We start from the raw sequence: 14,753 nt of genomic DNA, 5'->3' as shown, positions 1-14,753 counted from the left end.
CATCTCCTAAAAATATCTCTGCACTCTGCAATAAAACTCAACTTGAACAGATCTTCCCCATGGATCAGTGCATTCCTGAATGATGACGGTGCCAGGAATAGTCCTCGGAGGCACCTTTACAGTAATTGGGACAAACCGGTTTATGGTGCCATTTCCCTGACACTCACGACAATACCAAGAAAGCCACCACAAACCATTGCAGGAATAACAGAGCACATTGAATGGGACAGATATAGTAAACATTCCACCGTAATAGGCTTCAGCATTGGAAAGGATCAACTCTGCTCGCACTACTCGATCACTATATCCTCTAAATACTCGCGAATACCCCTTGCCATTTAGCCATAACGGTTTATCTCCCGTCCATCCGGCATTGATCTCCCTACCGCGCCTTTTTTTATCATAACACCTTCTTAGTTTGGGATTACTCAAAACCTCATAGGCTTCTCTGACTTCAAGGAAACGCTCATGGCTACCTGGTCCAGCCACATCGGGGTGATATTTCTTAACCGCTTTTCTATAGGCTTCATGAATAGCTTCCGGGGATGCATCGCAGGGCACATCAAGAATCTTGTAATAGTCCTTCATTCTTACACGCCCCTATAAAAACGCCGCATTTTAAAGGCGACTTGATCCATGGCCCTTTTTTGCTGGTTTAGCCTCTTTCCACAACGGAAGCCCAGTAAGGATTTTGAATCTTCAAATCTTCGAGTTTCAAGACTGCGTAAACAGAAAAGTTTAATGGAGTGTTCACTCCCGCTTCACGTCCCATTTTAACTACTAAACCGTTTAGTGCGTCAATTTCAAGTGGCTGTTTCCACTCAAGGTCTCTAAGCATAGAAGGTTTAAAAGCTCTGTCGTAAGATTCGGCAATAATCATGGATCGATCAACTATATCTTCTGGCAACTTCAAGTTCCTTCTATCAGCAACTTGCTTTACTTCTTCCATGATGCCCTTAAGTAAATCCCGACTTTCTTCACAGGCTAACACCTGTCCTATGGAAGATCGAGACAATGTGCAAACACCGTGGATAGCGCACATCAGGAGAAATTTTTCCCAAAGAACCTGCTCAATATGACCGGTTAAAGTTGCATCTATCTTGGCACTAAGAAACAGATCTAGAATTCGTCTAGCTCTATCAGTAATTTCACCGCTTAATTCGCCAAAAACAATACGCCCTGGATTGCCTCTATGAACGATCACACCTGGAGAAGCTACCCTTGATTCAATATATGTTGTGCCGGCCATAATTTGGTTTGAGTCATAGAATTTGGCGATTTTCTCCACATTATCAAGGCCATTTTGTAGAGTAAGAATTATCGTATCAGAGCTAACCATAGGTTCCATGAACCTGGCTGCATACTCTGTATCGTAGGACTTAACACAGAAAAGAATGAGATCAACATATCCTATATCCTGTGGTTCGGAAGTAGCATGGACAAAGACCGTTGTGCTTTTTTCATTGGAAACAAGAGTAAGCCCTTCTTCTTCGATCACTTGTAAGTGTTTTCCTCGAGCTAAAAAGTGGATATCCACGTTTCCCGATATAGCAAGAAGTCCTCCAAAATATCCACCCACACCACCAGTGCCAACTACTCCAACCTTCATGGTTTTACTCCCTTTTGAAGATATGACCTCCTCTTTTTCTACCCCCTTACCAGTTAAACTTTTCACCATCGTAAGGCATAATAAAAAAGTATTGTTCATTTGAAAACACAAAACTTGCTAAATCGCTCTAGCCGGTTGCGCTGTTAACATCTCTATACTAACGGGCGAAATCCACTAATCCGCTACAGGCCTTCGTGGTATCAGTAAAATAACTTGGTGAAAGGCCCATAGCACTCTTTTAAGAGTTTCTGAAACATATGAAAAAATAATAAATATAAGCACCCGTTGCCGTCAGCGAAGCATAAAACTTTTGAACAACGATCTTAATCACGAGAGAATTCCCAAAAGCCTTTTTTAGAGTTAACGTTCTAATGGCTTTATAAAAGGTCCCATTTTGCTTGGCATTTTTAAGAGGTTAATTTGCTCCTTATTTCATCAAAAACGGTTAGAGCCCTGTAAACAGCATCGTCCATGTCGTAATATCGGTATTCTGCTAGCCGCCCCACCGGGATAATGTTGGGCAACCGGTCAATGTATTCCTTATATGACAGATACGCTTTACGAGCTTCTTGAGTAAAAAGCGGGTAGTAAGGAATATCCTTTCCCGGCACGTAAGCCTTCGGATATTCTTTCAAAATCGTTGTTGTTTCAGAATTTGCAAAGTGAATATGCTTAAATTCCGTGATCCTGGTAAAGTCGTAATTATTTGGATAATTCACACTTGCTGCTTCCTGAAACCATGGCACCTTTTTACTTTCAAACTCAAGATCAAGAGAACGATACTCAAGCTTTCCAAACCGATATTCTAACAGTTCGTCTATCGATCCAGTATAAACAAAAATTCCGTCAAACTCCCTCCCGAAAAGGTAAACTTTATCGTCTCTTATAAAGCCAATTTCCTTAAAATCGGTGTTAGTCATTAGTTTGATGTTTTGATGCCCCAAAAGAGCTCTGAAAATTTCAGTGTATCCCTGCTTAGGCACTGCCTGATATCGATCCTGAAAATAACGATCATCTCGTCCAACCATGACCGGAACTCTAGCCGTAACCTCAGGATCGATCTCTTCTGGCTTTTTGCCCCACTGCTTTGACGTATAACCCAGAAAGATTTTTTCATAAACATAGCGAGCAAGCCACTTAACATCTGGATCATCGTTTTGCATCAATTCAAGGATTGGCACTTTCGAACCCAACCCGTAGCAATCCATAAGCTTATGCTGAATTTTGCGGCAGAATTCCGGGGGAAAAAGCCGATCCATAGAATTAAAATTAAAAGGAACAGGAACCTTCATTCCATCTACAAAAGCAAGAACTCGATGATGGTAAATTTCCCATTCGGTAAATTGCGACAGATAGGAAAATACTTCTTCAATGTCTGTGTGAAAAAGATGGGGACCATACCTGTGAACTAGAATACCATTAGAATCAACCTCATCGTAACAGTTTCCGCCTATATGCCGTCTTTTTTCTATAACAAGAACCTTTTCACCAAGAACTCTTGCTATGCGTTCAGCAATAATACTGCCACATAATCCGGCTCCAACAACAATGTATTTAAAAAGATAGTTTTCCACTGTTTTCCTCCTCAGCTTAACGAATTATAACATCAATGATGTAATAAAAGTGGAGATGTTAAAAACAACACACATTGACACTCCACCTTTCAATGATGATGTTACTTTCGAAAAATAGCTCGACAACATTTCCTATAAACTTCTTATGAATTTGCTCAGCACTAACACGTAGGGAAAACAGGATAAAATAAGAAAAAGCTTTCTTCAACCTAATCCTTGAAAAAGTTACTACTAATTAGGTAAGTTATGATTGGCAAAGGAGGAGACGATCCCAATGAGTAATATCAGTGTCGCCAGAGAAAAAACTGCCAGATTGAGAAAACCCAAAGAATTCGTCTGCCATGCCTGCGGGAGGAAGTTGCCTTTTTGCTGGTGGTGTTCATGCGGTTTTATGATTTGTTGGGATTGTATGGAAGAAAATCTTTGGGGTATGACGTGTAACGGCATCAACTGGACCTGCCCTGATTGCGGAGCTATACACGGGTTTGGAAATGATTAAAATTGTGTTAACACAAGGAGTCTTTAAGACATGAAAAAAAGAGTGGTTATTATTGGAGCTGTTGCCTTAGGTCCTAAGGTTGCTTGCAGACTCAGGCGTCTGGATCCGGAAGCCGAGGTTCTTCTCATAGACCAGGATGAATACATTTCTTATGGGGGCTGTGGAATCCCCTACTTCGTGTCCGGCGAAGTAAGTGATGTTAAGGAACTCATGAGCACCAGCTTTCACATGGTTAGATCGCCTCAATTCTTCCGCGACGTTAAAGAAGTGGAAGTTCGAACTCAAACTAGAGCTATAGACATTGACAGACGCAAGAAGGAAATCCTGGTAGAGGATTTATCAAAAGGTTCCCAAGAAACCATTCCCTATGATTTCCTTGTTATCGCAACAGGTAGTAAACCGAGAAAACCCACCATTCCTGGATCTGACCTTCCAGGTGTAATGACGGTATCTAATCTTCATGACGCAATAGCTATCAGGGATCGAATTGCAAAAGGGGAAGTAGGAACTGCGATAATCATAGGAGGGGGAGCTATAGGCTGTGAAATGGCAGAAGCTCTTACTGATCTGTGGGGTGTAGAGACGACCGTAATTGAGATCATGCCACAGCTACTTCCCGGCATTGTTGAGCCAACCATGGCTAGCATTATCAAAAAACATATGGAAGAACATGGTGTATCCGTTCATCTCGATGAAAGCGTAACAAAGATAGAAAAAGATAACGAAACATATCATGTTATAACGAACAAAAATTCTTTTTCCGCCGATCTTGTTATTACGGCAGTAGGAGTAGAACCGAACGGAGAACTGGCTCGAAAAGCGGGCCTTTTGGTAACTCCCCGGGGAGGTATTGTTGTAAACAGAAGACTTCAAACATCTGACCCATTCATATATGCTGGTGGTGACTGCATAGAAATTCCTCATTTGGTGACAGGCAAGCTGGTTCATTTTCCTCAGGGCTCCCTCGCCAATCGACAGGGGCGCGTCATTGGAACCAATATAGCGGGAGGATACGCCACCTTTGACGGAACGGTTGGGAGCTTTGTCGTAAAAATTTTCGATATAGCTGTTGCTTCAGCCGGTATAAGCTATGAGAGAGCTAAAGCCGAAGGTTTCGATCCAGTGTGCGCTTATGTTGTTCAATCGGATCGAGCTCATTTTTATCCTACTCAAGAACTCATGTATATGGCGCTTGTAGCGGATAGGAAAAGCCGCCGCATTCTGGGGGTTCAGGGTATAGGCAAAAACGGGGATGCCGTTGTTGGGAGAATCAATGTAGTGGCTTCGCTGATTGCCCATAAAGCAACCCTTGAGGCTCTCTCCAACATGGAAGTTGCTTACAGTCCACCTTTTGCTTCGGCTATGGACATTGTAAACGCTATAGCAAATGTGGCAGAAAACATAATAGAAGGACTTAACGTTACGATAGATCCGGAAGAATTCTGTTCGGTTTTTTTTGGATCGGAGGAAGCTTCCCCAAGTGATGTGTGTGTTCTGGACGTTAGATCTCCCGCTAATGCTAATCCTTACGTCGAAAGGTTTGGCTCCCGATGGGTAAACATACCCCAAGAAGAACTAAAATATCGACTCAACGAACTACCAGATTCTAAAGAACTCATACTGGTTTGTAATTCAGGTGCAAGATCCTACGAGGTTCTCAGGCAAATTCAGTCAAAAGTCGGGAAAGAAGCGCGAAATCTTCAGGGTGGAGTAGCTATTCTCAAAATGGGGGGCATGCTTGATCTTGGAGAAGAAGAGTAAAAGAAAGGCAAGGCGGTGAAAAATTTTGCGGTTTTCTGGGATCAGTCTTTCCTGTGGGGACTTTTCCTTTACGATACACTATTAGAACTTCAACTCCCCTTTGACGTTTTGAACGCCCAAGCAATCCGCCAGGGCGCTCTTAAGCATTATTCGGTGCTTATCGTCCCTGGTGGATGGGCTATTCATAAGAAGGCTTCTCTCGGAACCGAAGGAGAAAAAGCCATTCGCAAGTTTGTGCATTCTGGCGGATGTTACTTAGGTCTTTGTGGAGGTGCCGGACTTGGTCTTTCAGGAAAAAATACCCTTGATATGGTGCCCACTTGCCGACTTTCGTTCAAAGATCGATTACCCAGTGCAAGTGGCACAGTTTACATAAAAATAGAAAAATCCAACTTAGACTGGGGTAGAAATCTACCGGACGTTGTAAAAACTTCTGTTTGGTGGCCATCACAATTCGCTTTTGAGCAAAAGGACTGCGTAACCCCAGTTGCTTTTTACAGGGATCTCGGAAAAGACTTCTGGGTTTCGGACATACCCATAGAAGGTATAGAAATAGAGGAAATCAAAAAACTAGAAGACATTTATGGTATAAATCTGGATCCATGGCGATGCTTTCTGAACAGCCCTGCAATCATCGAAAGTTGCTATGGATCGGGGAGACTGATTCTGTCCTACCCTCATCTTGAAACACCCAAGGATGAAGAAGGAAATGAGTTTTTCAGGCAATGTTTGCTATACCTTGAAGAACAAGCAAAAAAATTCTCTATAGAAAAAGAAGGGCTAAGAACATCCATTCCTCATCCGCCATCCAAAAACCACTGCCATGTCGTAAAAAGAATGCTTGTTAAAGTGTCAGAATTTATTCGTTTGGGGGAATGTCACCTGATGTGGTTCTGGAGAAAACCCTGGTTACTTGGGTGGAAAAGAGGCGTGAGAGGGTTAGAATATTCCATGCTGGCAACCTGCCTTGCGTTTCTTTATGCATCCGTAGAAGCTCTTACAGACATGTCTGAATCAAGAAAAGGAAATTCCGCCAATCTATGGGAAGAAAAGCTTAATAGCCTGGAAAATCTTATAGATGAGTTTATAACCCTAGCCAGAAAGCTCCTTGTTATGGAAAGATTGGCATCTTTTGCCGCCCCCCTATCCAAAACAAGTCAGGTAGGTAATGCTCAGGTTGACGGACTCAGAGAGTATCTTTTCGGACACAGTATGAACCACGGAGGACTTTGTCGCCGGATATTTGATATAATCGATTCTCTGCTTTTTGATGCGTTGCTATTACTCAAAAATTATGGGAATTCAATACGTCTCCAGAGTGCCGTAACAATGTGGGAAAATCTCTCAGCGTGAGCTACCACTCCTACGAACAGGAAACTCCATGAAAGAAGATACTCCTTCCACATACCATGGTTAAGAATGGGAAAGGACAACCTAACTCCCAGGAAAGGAACACCCTTAGGGGTCAACATGTCGAAAAAACAATGTAATAAACCTGGAAGGAAAAGCACCCAGGTTCTAAAGGAGAAAATTCCTTTAAGGTAACCGGAAGGAATTGTTATCAATCCCGGAGGCGAAAAGGGGCAAAATAGAACAAAGAGAATTAAGCCGATCCACAATCCAAGATCGTGGGAAAAACTGCGGTGCGCCATTAGACGTTTGGATCCTATGCGTTCAATCTGGTCGGGGATGCTCCCAAGTAAAAAAGCATACAACGCTTCCAGCCAGGATCCGCCCGTTATAAGTATAAAAGAAGCTGAGGTAATTCTATGATTTATGGCTTTCACTTTACATTTTTTTAGTATAGACAAAATCTAATTTCACTGACAAAATATCATACAACAAAAGCCTTTTCAAAGTATAACAAGGAGGGAAAAAGATGCAAAAAAAGATAGTTGCTACTTTGGGGGTTGTATTTTGGGCTTTTATGGCGAGTATTGCGCACGGTGGTGATATTATGGCAACACTTCACAACGGTAATACTCTCACTTTTCCATACTGCTGGAAAAAGGGAAACGAGATAAAGTTCGATGCCCCAGGCGGCACTGTAGGACTAAGCATGGCGGATATTCAAACTATCGAGGAAAGAATAATGCACGCCGATATTGATTCACAATATCTTCTATCGAAGGCTATAGAAGGACCAACGGGTGATAATCTGGTTATTCTTATGGATTTTTTGAAAAAAAGGAGGAATATTACAATAGCTGAAGGTAAACCAACAAAACAGGGCCCTTCTCCATCTAAACATTCACCTCCAGGAGATACTCAGCTTATTGCCCCTGTAACTAAGCTTTTTGATTCCTATGCCCAGGCTTTTAAAACTTCCAAAGGGGGAACTATTCTAATTGGCGCATTCGTAAATTCGCGAGAGGAATTAGAAGGAAGAAAGTGTTATGTAAAGCTCTTGGACATGGAAAAAAAGACAATCCATCGTCAACCTCTTTCTATAAAAAGACTCAATGTGCCGGAAGAACAGCAAGTTAAACACAAATTATCACCCCTATTTTATCTTATTTATGGCAGTTTCCCTGCGGGATCTGAATTCTGGGCTTACGACGTCGTTTGTGAACTAATGATATAGTTGAAACCCCAGCCTTGCCATCAAGGTGCATTTACACATTTTCCAAAAAGAACCTATAAGCCTTAAAAAAAGACGATGAAAATTTACTCTCGAAGAGCATGGGCAATGGGGAGGAACCCAGCTCTTCGAGGTATTATGGGATGTTACTCTTCCTCAGGAGAGAAGCCGAGCCGTTCCCATTGTGCGGCGGCTTCCTTCTGAGCCGCTTCAATCTCTTCATCACTCCATGGTTCAATAACAAGAGATTCCGCTACCAACTGCCAGATATATTTAACTTCATAGGGGTAATCTGTGAAATACTTCGGGATTCGCCTCATAAGCTGGTCACGGCAGTTGGAGCAGCCCACCACGACAACATTAGCACCACTGTTCTTGATCGATTCGTATTTCCTTCTGCCATGCCATGCAGCATCGTCTTCGTATGGAGTAGGCCAGTTACCACTACCGGCTCCACAGCAAAAAGAAAGGGAACGATTGGGTTCCATATCCACAAAATCGTCAACACATTGCTGAATTATCCAGCGAGGTTCATCATAAAAGCCCTTCCCAAAATGTCGTTCCAGTTCGCGCCCATGCTTACATGAATCGTGCCAGGTGAAAACCTTTCCGGCATGGACACTTTTATCGAGCTTAATTCGACCTGATTTGATCAGTTCAACAAGATACTCATAAAGATAAATGAAGTGCACCCTGTTGGATGGATCCATTTCACAAAGATGTTTCATACCAACTCGGCACCCGTAAGAGCCTCCTCCACAGTCGGGCATTATCATACGCTTTATACCAAGTCTTTTCATATGCTCAATCTTGCGACGGGCAAGTTCCATGTTCGCTTCGTAATTACCGGTAAAGATTCCCCAGTCAACAGCCTCCCAGTTGGTGAGCGGAATAGTCCAGTTTTCCTTAGCGGCGTAGAAGATTTTCCACCACCATTTCATATCTTCATTGTCAGAAAAGACTTCTTTGGAGTTTGGGAAAAAGAGAATATCGGCACCTTCTTTATCTATAGGCACATAAAATCCCGGGCAACACTCATCGGCAAGTTCGTTACCCATGTCATGCATAAGGAACAGATAATCTTCTTCTGGTATAGCAAGGTTGTTACCTGTGGCTAGACACTTTTCAACCCCTTTATGCAAAATACCCGGAACTTGATCCCTCGGGCGAAGATGCTTCATGTGGAGCATAATATACGGAATGTCAATATTCATAGGACAGGACTGAGCACACCGTCCACACCCCGTGCATAACCACGGGAATTTAGAATTCACCAATTCGTCTATAAGTCCCAGAGCGATCATCCTGAGAGCTTTCCTTATATCAAGTCCCTCTGCTCCAGGATTTCCCGTAATGGGGCATCCGTTAGAACAGGTGCCGCAGGTAAGGCAGTAAGAAAGATTAAGCTTATTGAGATAATTCTTGATATCCTCCGAAATTTTCCTCGGCTGCAAGGCTGTCACTTCCATGATTTGCTTCCTCCTCTAAGGGGTTGACAACACTAATTTGACAAGAAACCGTTAGATTGAAACAATAGGACAATCAAATAGGAAATTTACATCCTTAAGGAGCTAAATAATTTGCGAACTCTATTGCTAAAAGAACTTTCACTTAAATGGATGATACCAGGCGGAGGTGCGAAATCTTAAAAACATCGAAATTCCTTGAAAAGTCATAGAAAATCCCATAGCCCACCATACTCCGACAGCACCCCAGGAGAGAGCGAGAGCAAGTATACCGGCAAGAGGCACTCTTATAATCCACACTGCCGCTATAATAATCCACATGGCTCCTCGAGTATCCCCTGCTCCCTGCATAGCACCCCCGAAAATTATGCTCATGACAAGTAGAGGATAAAAAGCCGTATTGATACGAATATACTGAGCGGTTTCTTCACACACACTTGGATTATTGGAAAGCCAGGTGGCAACAAAAGGAGCTTTGAAAAATAAAAATAAAGCTACAGGAGAGAGAATAACTATGGTTCCCACAGCAGCGGTATAAGCAATGCGCCTAGCCTGGTCTATAGATTTTCTGCCAAGCGACTGTCCAACAAGAACTGCAACCGCCATATTTACAGCAAAAGCTGGCAGGAAAATGATTGATTCAATGCGAATTCCATTGGTGTATGCAGCCATTGCAATGGTTCCATAAGATCCTAGAGCCGCAAGATAGCGATAAAGCACAAGGGTGCCTCCCTGGAAGGCTAGCTGAAGCACAGCGGATGGCCAGCTTATCTGAATTATTTTCCAGAGCCAATACTTAGAAAAGGAGCGAAGATGAGATTCTATTTTAAGTCCATAGGGTTTTAGGACAAACCATATAGTAATAAAGGCTCCCACTGTGAGAGCTATAACGGTGGAGCAAGCAATACCGAGAGACCCTAAGCCGTGAAAATTGCCAATGCCGAAGGTCAACAAAAAATCCCCGGGAATGTTAATAAGAGTAGAACAGCCTATCACAGCAAAGGCTTTATGAGGCTTATTCGTAGATCGCAAGATAGCGCTACCTACGATGATGATATAATTTGGAAATATAGCGATAGCAAAAACTCTAAGAAACGATACTGCTTCTAATGTTAGTTCTTCAGGAATGCGAAAATTAGATACAAGCTCCGACGCAAAAACGCATATCCCGCATGAAATAAGCCCTCCCAAAACGAAGGCAATAACCATGCTTTGCGAAATCAACTTGTGAACCAGATCTTCATCCCCCTTACCAAATGCTCTGGAAACCAATGCAACAGTCCCAACAGCCATTGCGTTTCCCACAATGATAGAAAGAAAGAATATCTGATTAACAAGTCCTACTACCGCTTGAGTCCGATGACCGATAAGTCCGGCCACGTAAACGTCCGTGTATCCCACAATGAAGTTGGAAATCATCACGCCAAGAACTGGCCAACTGTTCTTAAAAATGTCCCGAACATCCGAATAAACTGAGGGGGGCAAAATCTTAAGAATCATAGTAAAATCGCAGGCTCAAGCCCTTCTACAGATCTAGTCAAGATAAGCAATTTACGTCTCCCAACCCTTAACATCACTTCCATATAACACAAGGGCTCTGGACGATAAAATAAAACCTATTTCATAATGGCTTTTCGGAGGGTATCTAATTTGATGGTATCCAGAGGCTCCACCTGGGCTACTACCGATACTTTGCCAAAATGTTCAATTGCTTTTTTGTTAGATTCGTTAAGAGGACCATTTAAAACCACTCCCGCCACATCTAATCCAGCGTTTCTCAGAGCCATAAGGGTAAGCAAAGTGTGATTGATGGTTCCCAGAGTGCTCCTGGATACAACCAAAACGGGAAAGCCAAAGAACTTCATGAGATCCAGCATAAAATAATGGCTATTGAGCGGCACCATAACTCCCCCGGCTCCTTCAACAATCAGTCTTCCATTTACAACCGGAGGAACTATAGCAAAAGGGTCCAGGGTTATTCCTTCTAGCTCCGCAGCGGCGTGAGGCGACAAAGGCTTCTTCAAACAGTAAGCTTCAGGTATGAAGCGTTCCGACGGAAGTCCTGTGACGTTTCTAATCCATTCAGTATCAGTGCCTTCCTCACTTCCGGTCTGAACAGGCTTCCAATAATAGACATTATCAAAACTAACCATGAGAGCCGCACAGATAAGAGTTTTCCCAACCCCTGTGTCGGTTCCTGTCACGAAAAGTCGTTCTGGCAAATCTTTAACTATTTCACCCATGAAGAAAAAGCCTCCACAAGTTTTTCAATCTCTTCCCAGGAATGAGCAGCACTGAGGGATACTCTTATTCTACTTGTTCCAGGAGCTACCGTAGGGGGGCGAAAAGCAAGAGCAAAAACGCCGCAACTACGAAGATGATTTGAAAGATCAAGAGCCGAACGCTCGTCCCCAACAATAACCGGAATAATGTGAGTAGTTGATCGTCCTGTATTAAAACCAAGCCCATTAAGAGACTTACGCACAAAAATAGCTTTCTGCTGAAGTTCTTCTCTCGTTTTATCCATGGTCGGTAACATATCCAGTGCGGCGTCAATGGCGCCTATAACCGCTGGAGGCAAAGCTGTTGAATAAATAAAGCCGGAACAGCAATTTATAAGATAATCTGCCATTTTTCTGGAGCACGCTAGATAAGCTCCACTTGCCCCCAAAGCCTTGCTAAAGGTGCCCATGATAATGTCCACACCTTGTTCTACCGAAAGCCCCATACCGTTAGGACCCATAACGCCAACAGCATGAGCTTCATCAATGACCAAAATGGCTGAGAATTTACGGGCTATATCTACGAGTCTCGGGATGTCAGCACAGTCGCCATCCATTGAAAAAACACTTTCTGTGACAACAATTGTTCGATCAAACTGATTTCGGCGATTAGCAAGTATTCTCTCAAGGGCTTCATAGTTATTATGAGGAAAAATTTCAACGGCGCATCGAGCAAGCCGGCACCCAATTACAATACTTGCATGATTCAACTCATCGGAAACTATTAAAGAATTTCTGCTGGCAAGTGCTGGAAGAAGACTCACATTGGTCTGAAAGCCAGATGGCAATACAAGAGCTCTTTCAGTGTCGCTCATGATGGCTAGCTTCGTTTCCAGCGCCTCCATGCAGTCGTAGGTTCCACAAACAAGTCTAGATGCCGTGGAGCCAGTGCCGTAACGCATAATATATTCGATAGCGCGCTCTTTAAGAAAGGGGTGTTTGGACAAACCAAGGTAGTCGTTTGAAGCAAAGGAGATCATTCGCTTTCCGGAAATTTCTACTTCTGTTGCTGAAATTGGAATCACTGGAGTTAGAGTTCTTAGACGGTGAGATGCCTTTCTAGTTTTTAATTCTTCATCGACGAAGCTGAATTTATCCTGATCCTGACAGGCAAAATTTTCTAAGACTAAGCTTTCTATTTGTTGTTCCATATCGCCATAACCTCGCAAATGGCAAGACATAGTTTCTTTAATTCCTCTTCTTCAATCACGTAAGGTGGCATAACATAGACAAGCTTCCAGAATGGGCGGACCCAAACACCTCTCTCTACAAAGAGCCTCTGTAAGTAAGCGACATCAACCGGATCTCTAGTTTCCACAACACCAATCGCCCCGAGCACTCTTACATCTTCCACGCAGGGCAAATCTTTGCAAGGTTGAAGCCCTTCTTTAAGTAGTGATTCAATCCTGGCCACCCGTTCTTTCCATGGAGACGAAAGAAGTAACTTAACGCTGGCTTTAGCCACCGCACATGCCAGTGGATTCGCCATAAAGGTGGGACCATGAGCGAAAATCCCAGGATCCCCATTGCCGATAACATTTGCCACAGAGTCAGTTGTAAGAGTGGCAGCGAGAGTCATCATGCCACCTGTAAGTGCCTTGCCAAGGCACATAACATCAGGGGTTATACCAGCCCATTCGCAAGCAAACATCCGCCCCGTCCGTCCAAAACCTGTTGCTATTTCATCGGCTATGAAAAGAACATCCCATTTTCTTGAAAGCTCGTAGGCTCGACGCACATACATCGGATTGTAAAATCTCATGCCCCCTGCACCCTGCACAACTGGTTCGAGGATAATGGCAGCGGTTTCATGAGCATGTTGATCTAGCAGGTTTTCCAGACTTCTTATGTCATTTTCATCCCAGGGATCGTGAAATCTACACTGGGGCGCATCGGCGAAAAAGTTCTGCGGCAAAAATCCTCTGAAAAGCCTATGCATCCCCGTTATTGGATCGCATACGCTCATGGCTCCAAAAGTGTCCCCGTGATATCCGGAGCGGATCGTGACGAAGTGCTTTTTTTCCGGCTTTCCCAGTGCATGCCAATATTGAATGGCAATCTTCATCGCCACTTCGACCGAAACAGAACCGGAATCACAGAAGAAGATCTTAGTAAGCCCCTCGGGGACAATACTGAGAAGGAGTTCACCCAGTTCAACGGCCGGCGGATGAGTAATGCCACCAAACATTACGTGAGACATTCGTTGAACTTGATCCACGGCAGCTTTTACCAGTTCAGGATGACCATAGCCATGAATTACACACCACCAGGAACTCATACCGTCAATGAGTTCTCTCCCATCTGCAAGGATCAGTCTGGTGCCCCTGGTTGCAACTATGGGATATACGGGGAGAGGATTTGTTGGGGAAGTGTAAGGATGCCAGAGATGTTTTCTATCAAAGTCCAACATGCGGCGGATGTCATTATCAGAACAGGACATAATCCCTCCGATATTTTATTCTTTGTTGTTAACCTGGCAAGATATGTTGGTTAACATTAAAGGCTTCCTGTGTCAACCAACACTGGGAGGGTGTTCTAAAAACTCCGTAATAGATTGGGATAGGGGCGGTCAGTTTGACCGATCCCCTCCCACACCACCCGGCATGCGGGTCCGCCAACGGGCGGTTCGAGAAGTTGAGGTGCCAGAACCGCTTGCAGCAGCCCTGGCCCTGTGCCTTCGGTGTCCTGTCGCGGGTTGTCCGCTTCGTCGCTGGCAAGTTCACACCCGGCTTCACCGTGTGTTGCCCCCACCCACTCTGCTTGCGCAGACATCCGACGCCTTGCGTCCAACATCGACATGGCCTCGAGCACTCCTTCTCGTTCGGCCCTTCGCCACCATAAGGTAGCTACTACGGCCTCTGCTGACTTCTCGCTCCGGTTCATCACCGTCACCCTTTCAGGTGCATGTAGGGGCGCACGGCCGTGCGCCCCTACTGCACAACCGCCGAATTTACGCCACTTCGCCTTGATCACGAGAGCTT

13 protein-coding genes are annotated in these 14,753 nt (G+C 43.9%); 4 read left to right on the top strand and 9 right to left on the bottom strand.

All coding sequences use genetic code 11. The features are described 5' to 3' along the window. Positions 1–6: 6 nt before the first annotated feature. From WHS38_04365 to glf, 3 genes are all read right to left on the bottom strand, one after another. Complete coding sequence (locus WHS38_04365) at positions 7–588, bottom strand: DnaJ domain-containing protein (GenBank protein ID MEJ5300204.1); 582 nt, start codon at positions 586–588, stop codon at positions 7–9. A 67-nt stretch (positions 589–655) separates the two neighbouring features. Next, positions 656–1,609 carry a 2-dehydropantoate 2-reductase gene (locus tag WHS38_04360; GenBank protein MEJ5300203.1) on the bottom strand — a complete coding sequence of 318 codons (954 nt, stop codon included), beginning with the start codon at positions 1,607–1,609 and terminating at the stop codon, positions 656–658. Between the two features lie 407 nt (positions 1,610–2,016). Further along, entirely contained in the window at positions 2,017–3,183 is a 1,167-nt protein-coding gene (glf, locus tag WHS38_04355; GenBank protein MEJ5300202.1) for a UDP-galactopyranose mutase, read from the bottom strand. A 274-nt stretch (positions 3,184–3,457) separates the two neighbouring features. Between glf and WHS38_04350 the strand changes: the two genes are divergently transcribed. The 3 genes from WHS38_04350 to WHS38_04340 are packed head-to-tail and all read left to right on the top strand — an operon-like array spanning position 3,458 to position 6,796. Beyond that, positions 3,458–3,682 (top strand): hypothetical protein, encoded by a 225-nt coding sequence (locus tag WHS38_04350; GenBank protein MEJ5300201.1) that lies wholly within the window; start codon positions 3,458–3,460, stop codon positions 3,680–3,682. 30 nt (positions 3,683–3,712) lie between these two features. Continuing rightward, positions 3,713–5,443 (top strand): FAD-dependent oxidoreductase, encoded by a 1,731-nt coding sequence (locus WHS38_04345; protein ID MEJ5300200.1) that lies wholly within the window; start codon positions 3,713–3,715, stop codon positions 5,441–5,443. A 15-nt stretch (positions 5,444–5,458) separates the two neighbouring features. Further along, positions 5,459–6,796, top strand: coding sequence for a BPL-N domain-containing protein (locus WHS38_04340; protein ID MEJ5300199.1), 1,338 nt, complete (start codon positions 5,459–5,461; stop codon positions 6,794–6,796). Here the strand turns inward: WHS38_04340 and WHS38_04335 are convergent. Continuing rightward, entirely contained in the window at positions 6,736–7,230 is a 495-nt protein-coding gene (locus WHS38_04335; GenBank protein ID MEJ5300198.1) for a hypothetical protein, read from the bottom strand. The two genes, WHS38_04340 and WHS38_04335, sit on opposite strands and share 61 nt — an antisense overlap. 92 nt (positions 7,231–7,322) lie before the next feature. Between WHS38_04335 and WHS38_04330 the strand changes: the two genes are divergently transcribed. Then, entirely contained in the window at positions 7,323–8,027 is a 705-nt protein-coding gene (locus WHS38_04330; protein MEJ5300197.1) for a hypothetical protein, read from the top strand. A gap of 143 nt (positions 8,028–8,170) precedes the next feature. On the opposite strand, the gene WHS38_04325 is transcribed toward WHS38_04330, so the two are convergent. The 5 genes from WHS38_04325 to bioA form a co-directional block, all read right to left on the bottom strand. Next, positions 8,171–9,493: a (Fe-S)-binding protein gene (locus WHS38_04325; GenBank protein ID MEJ5300196.1), complete on the bottom strand. Its 1,323-nt coding sequence runs from the start codon at positions 9,491–9,493 to the stop codon at positions 8,171–8,173. Between the two features lie 138 nt (positions 9,494–9,631). Next, positions 9,632–10,990 (bottom strand): MATE family efflux transporter, encoded by a 1,359-nt coding sequence (locus tag WHS38_04320; protein ID MEJ5300195.1) that lies wholly within the window; start codon positions 10,988–10,990, stop codon positions 9,632–9,634. A 116-nt stretch (positions 10,991–11,106) separates the two neighbouring features. Next, positions 11,107–11,733 carry a dethiobiotin synthase gene (bioD, locus tag WHS38_04315; GenBank protein ID MEJ5300194.1) on the bottom strand — a complete coding sequence of 209 codons (627 nt, stop codon included), beginning with the start codon at positions 11,731–11,733 and terminating at the stop codon, positions 11,107–11,109. After that, the gene (gene bioF / locus WHS38_04310; GenBank protein MEJ5300193.1) at positions 11,721–12,953 is read right to left on the bottom strand and encodes an 8-amino-7-oxononanoate synthase; all 1,233 of its coding nucleotides are present in this window, start codon (positions 12,951–12,953) and stop codon (positions 11,721–11,723) included. The genes bioD and bioF overlap by 13 nt, the downstream gene beginning before the upstream one ends. Then, on the bottom strand, positions 12,908–14,212 hold the full coding sequence (gene bioA / locus WHS38_04305; protein MEJ5300192.1) for an adenosylmethionine--8-amino-7-oxononanoate transaminase: 1,305 nt from the start codon (positions 14,210–14,212) through the stop codon (positions 12,908–12,910). Before bioA ends, bioF begins: the two co-directional genes overlap by 46 nt. Between the last annotated feature and the right edge of the window lie 541 nt (positions 14,213–14,753).

Source organism: Thermodesulforhabdaceae bacterium, assembly GCA_037482015.1.
Lineage (GTDB): Bacteria > Desulfobacterota > Syntrophobacteria > Syntrophobacterales > Thermodesulforhabdaceae > JAOACS01.
Note: the sequence above shows the minus strand (reverse complement) of the source record. Positions and strands in the feature narration are given on the sequence as shown.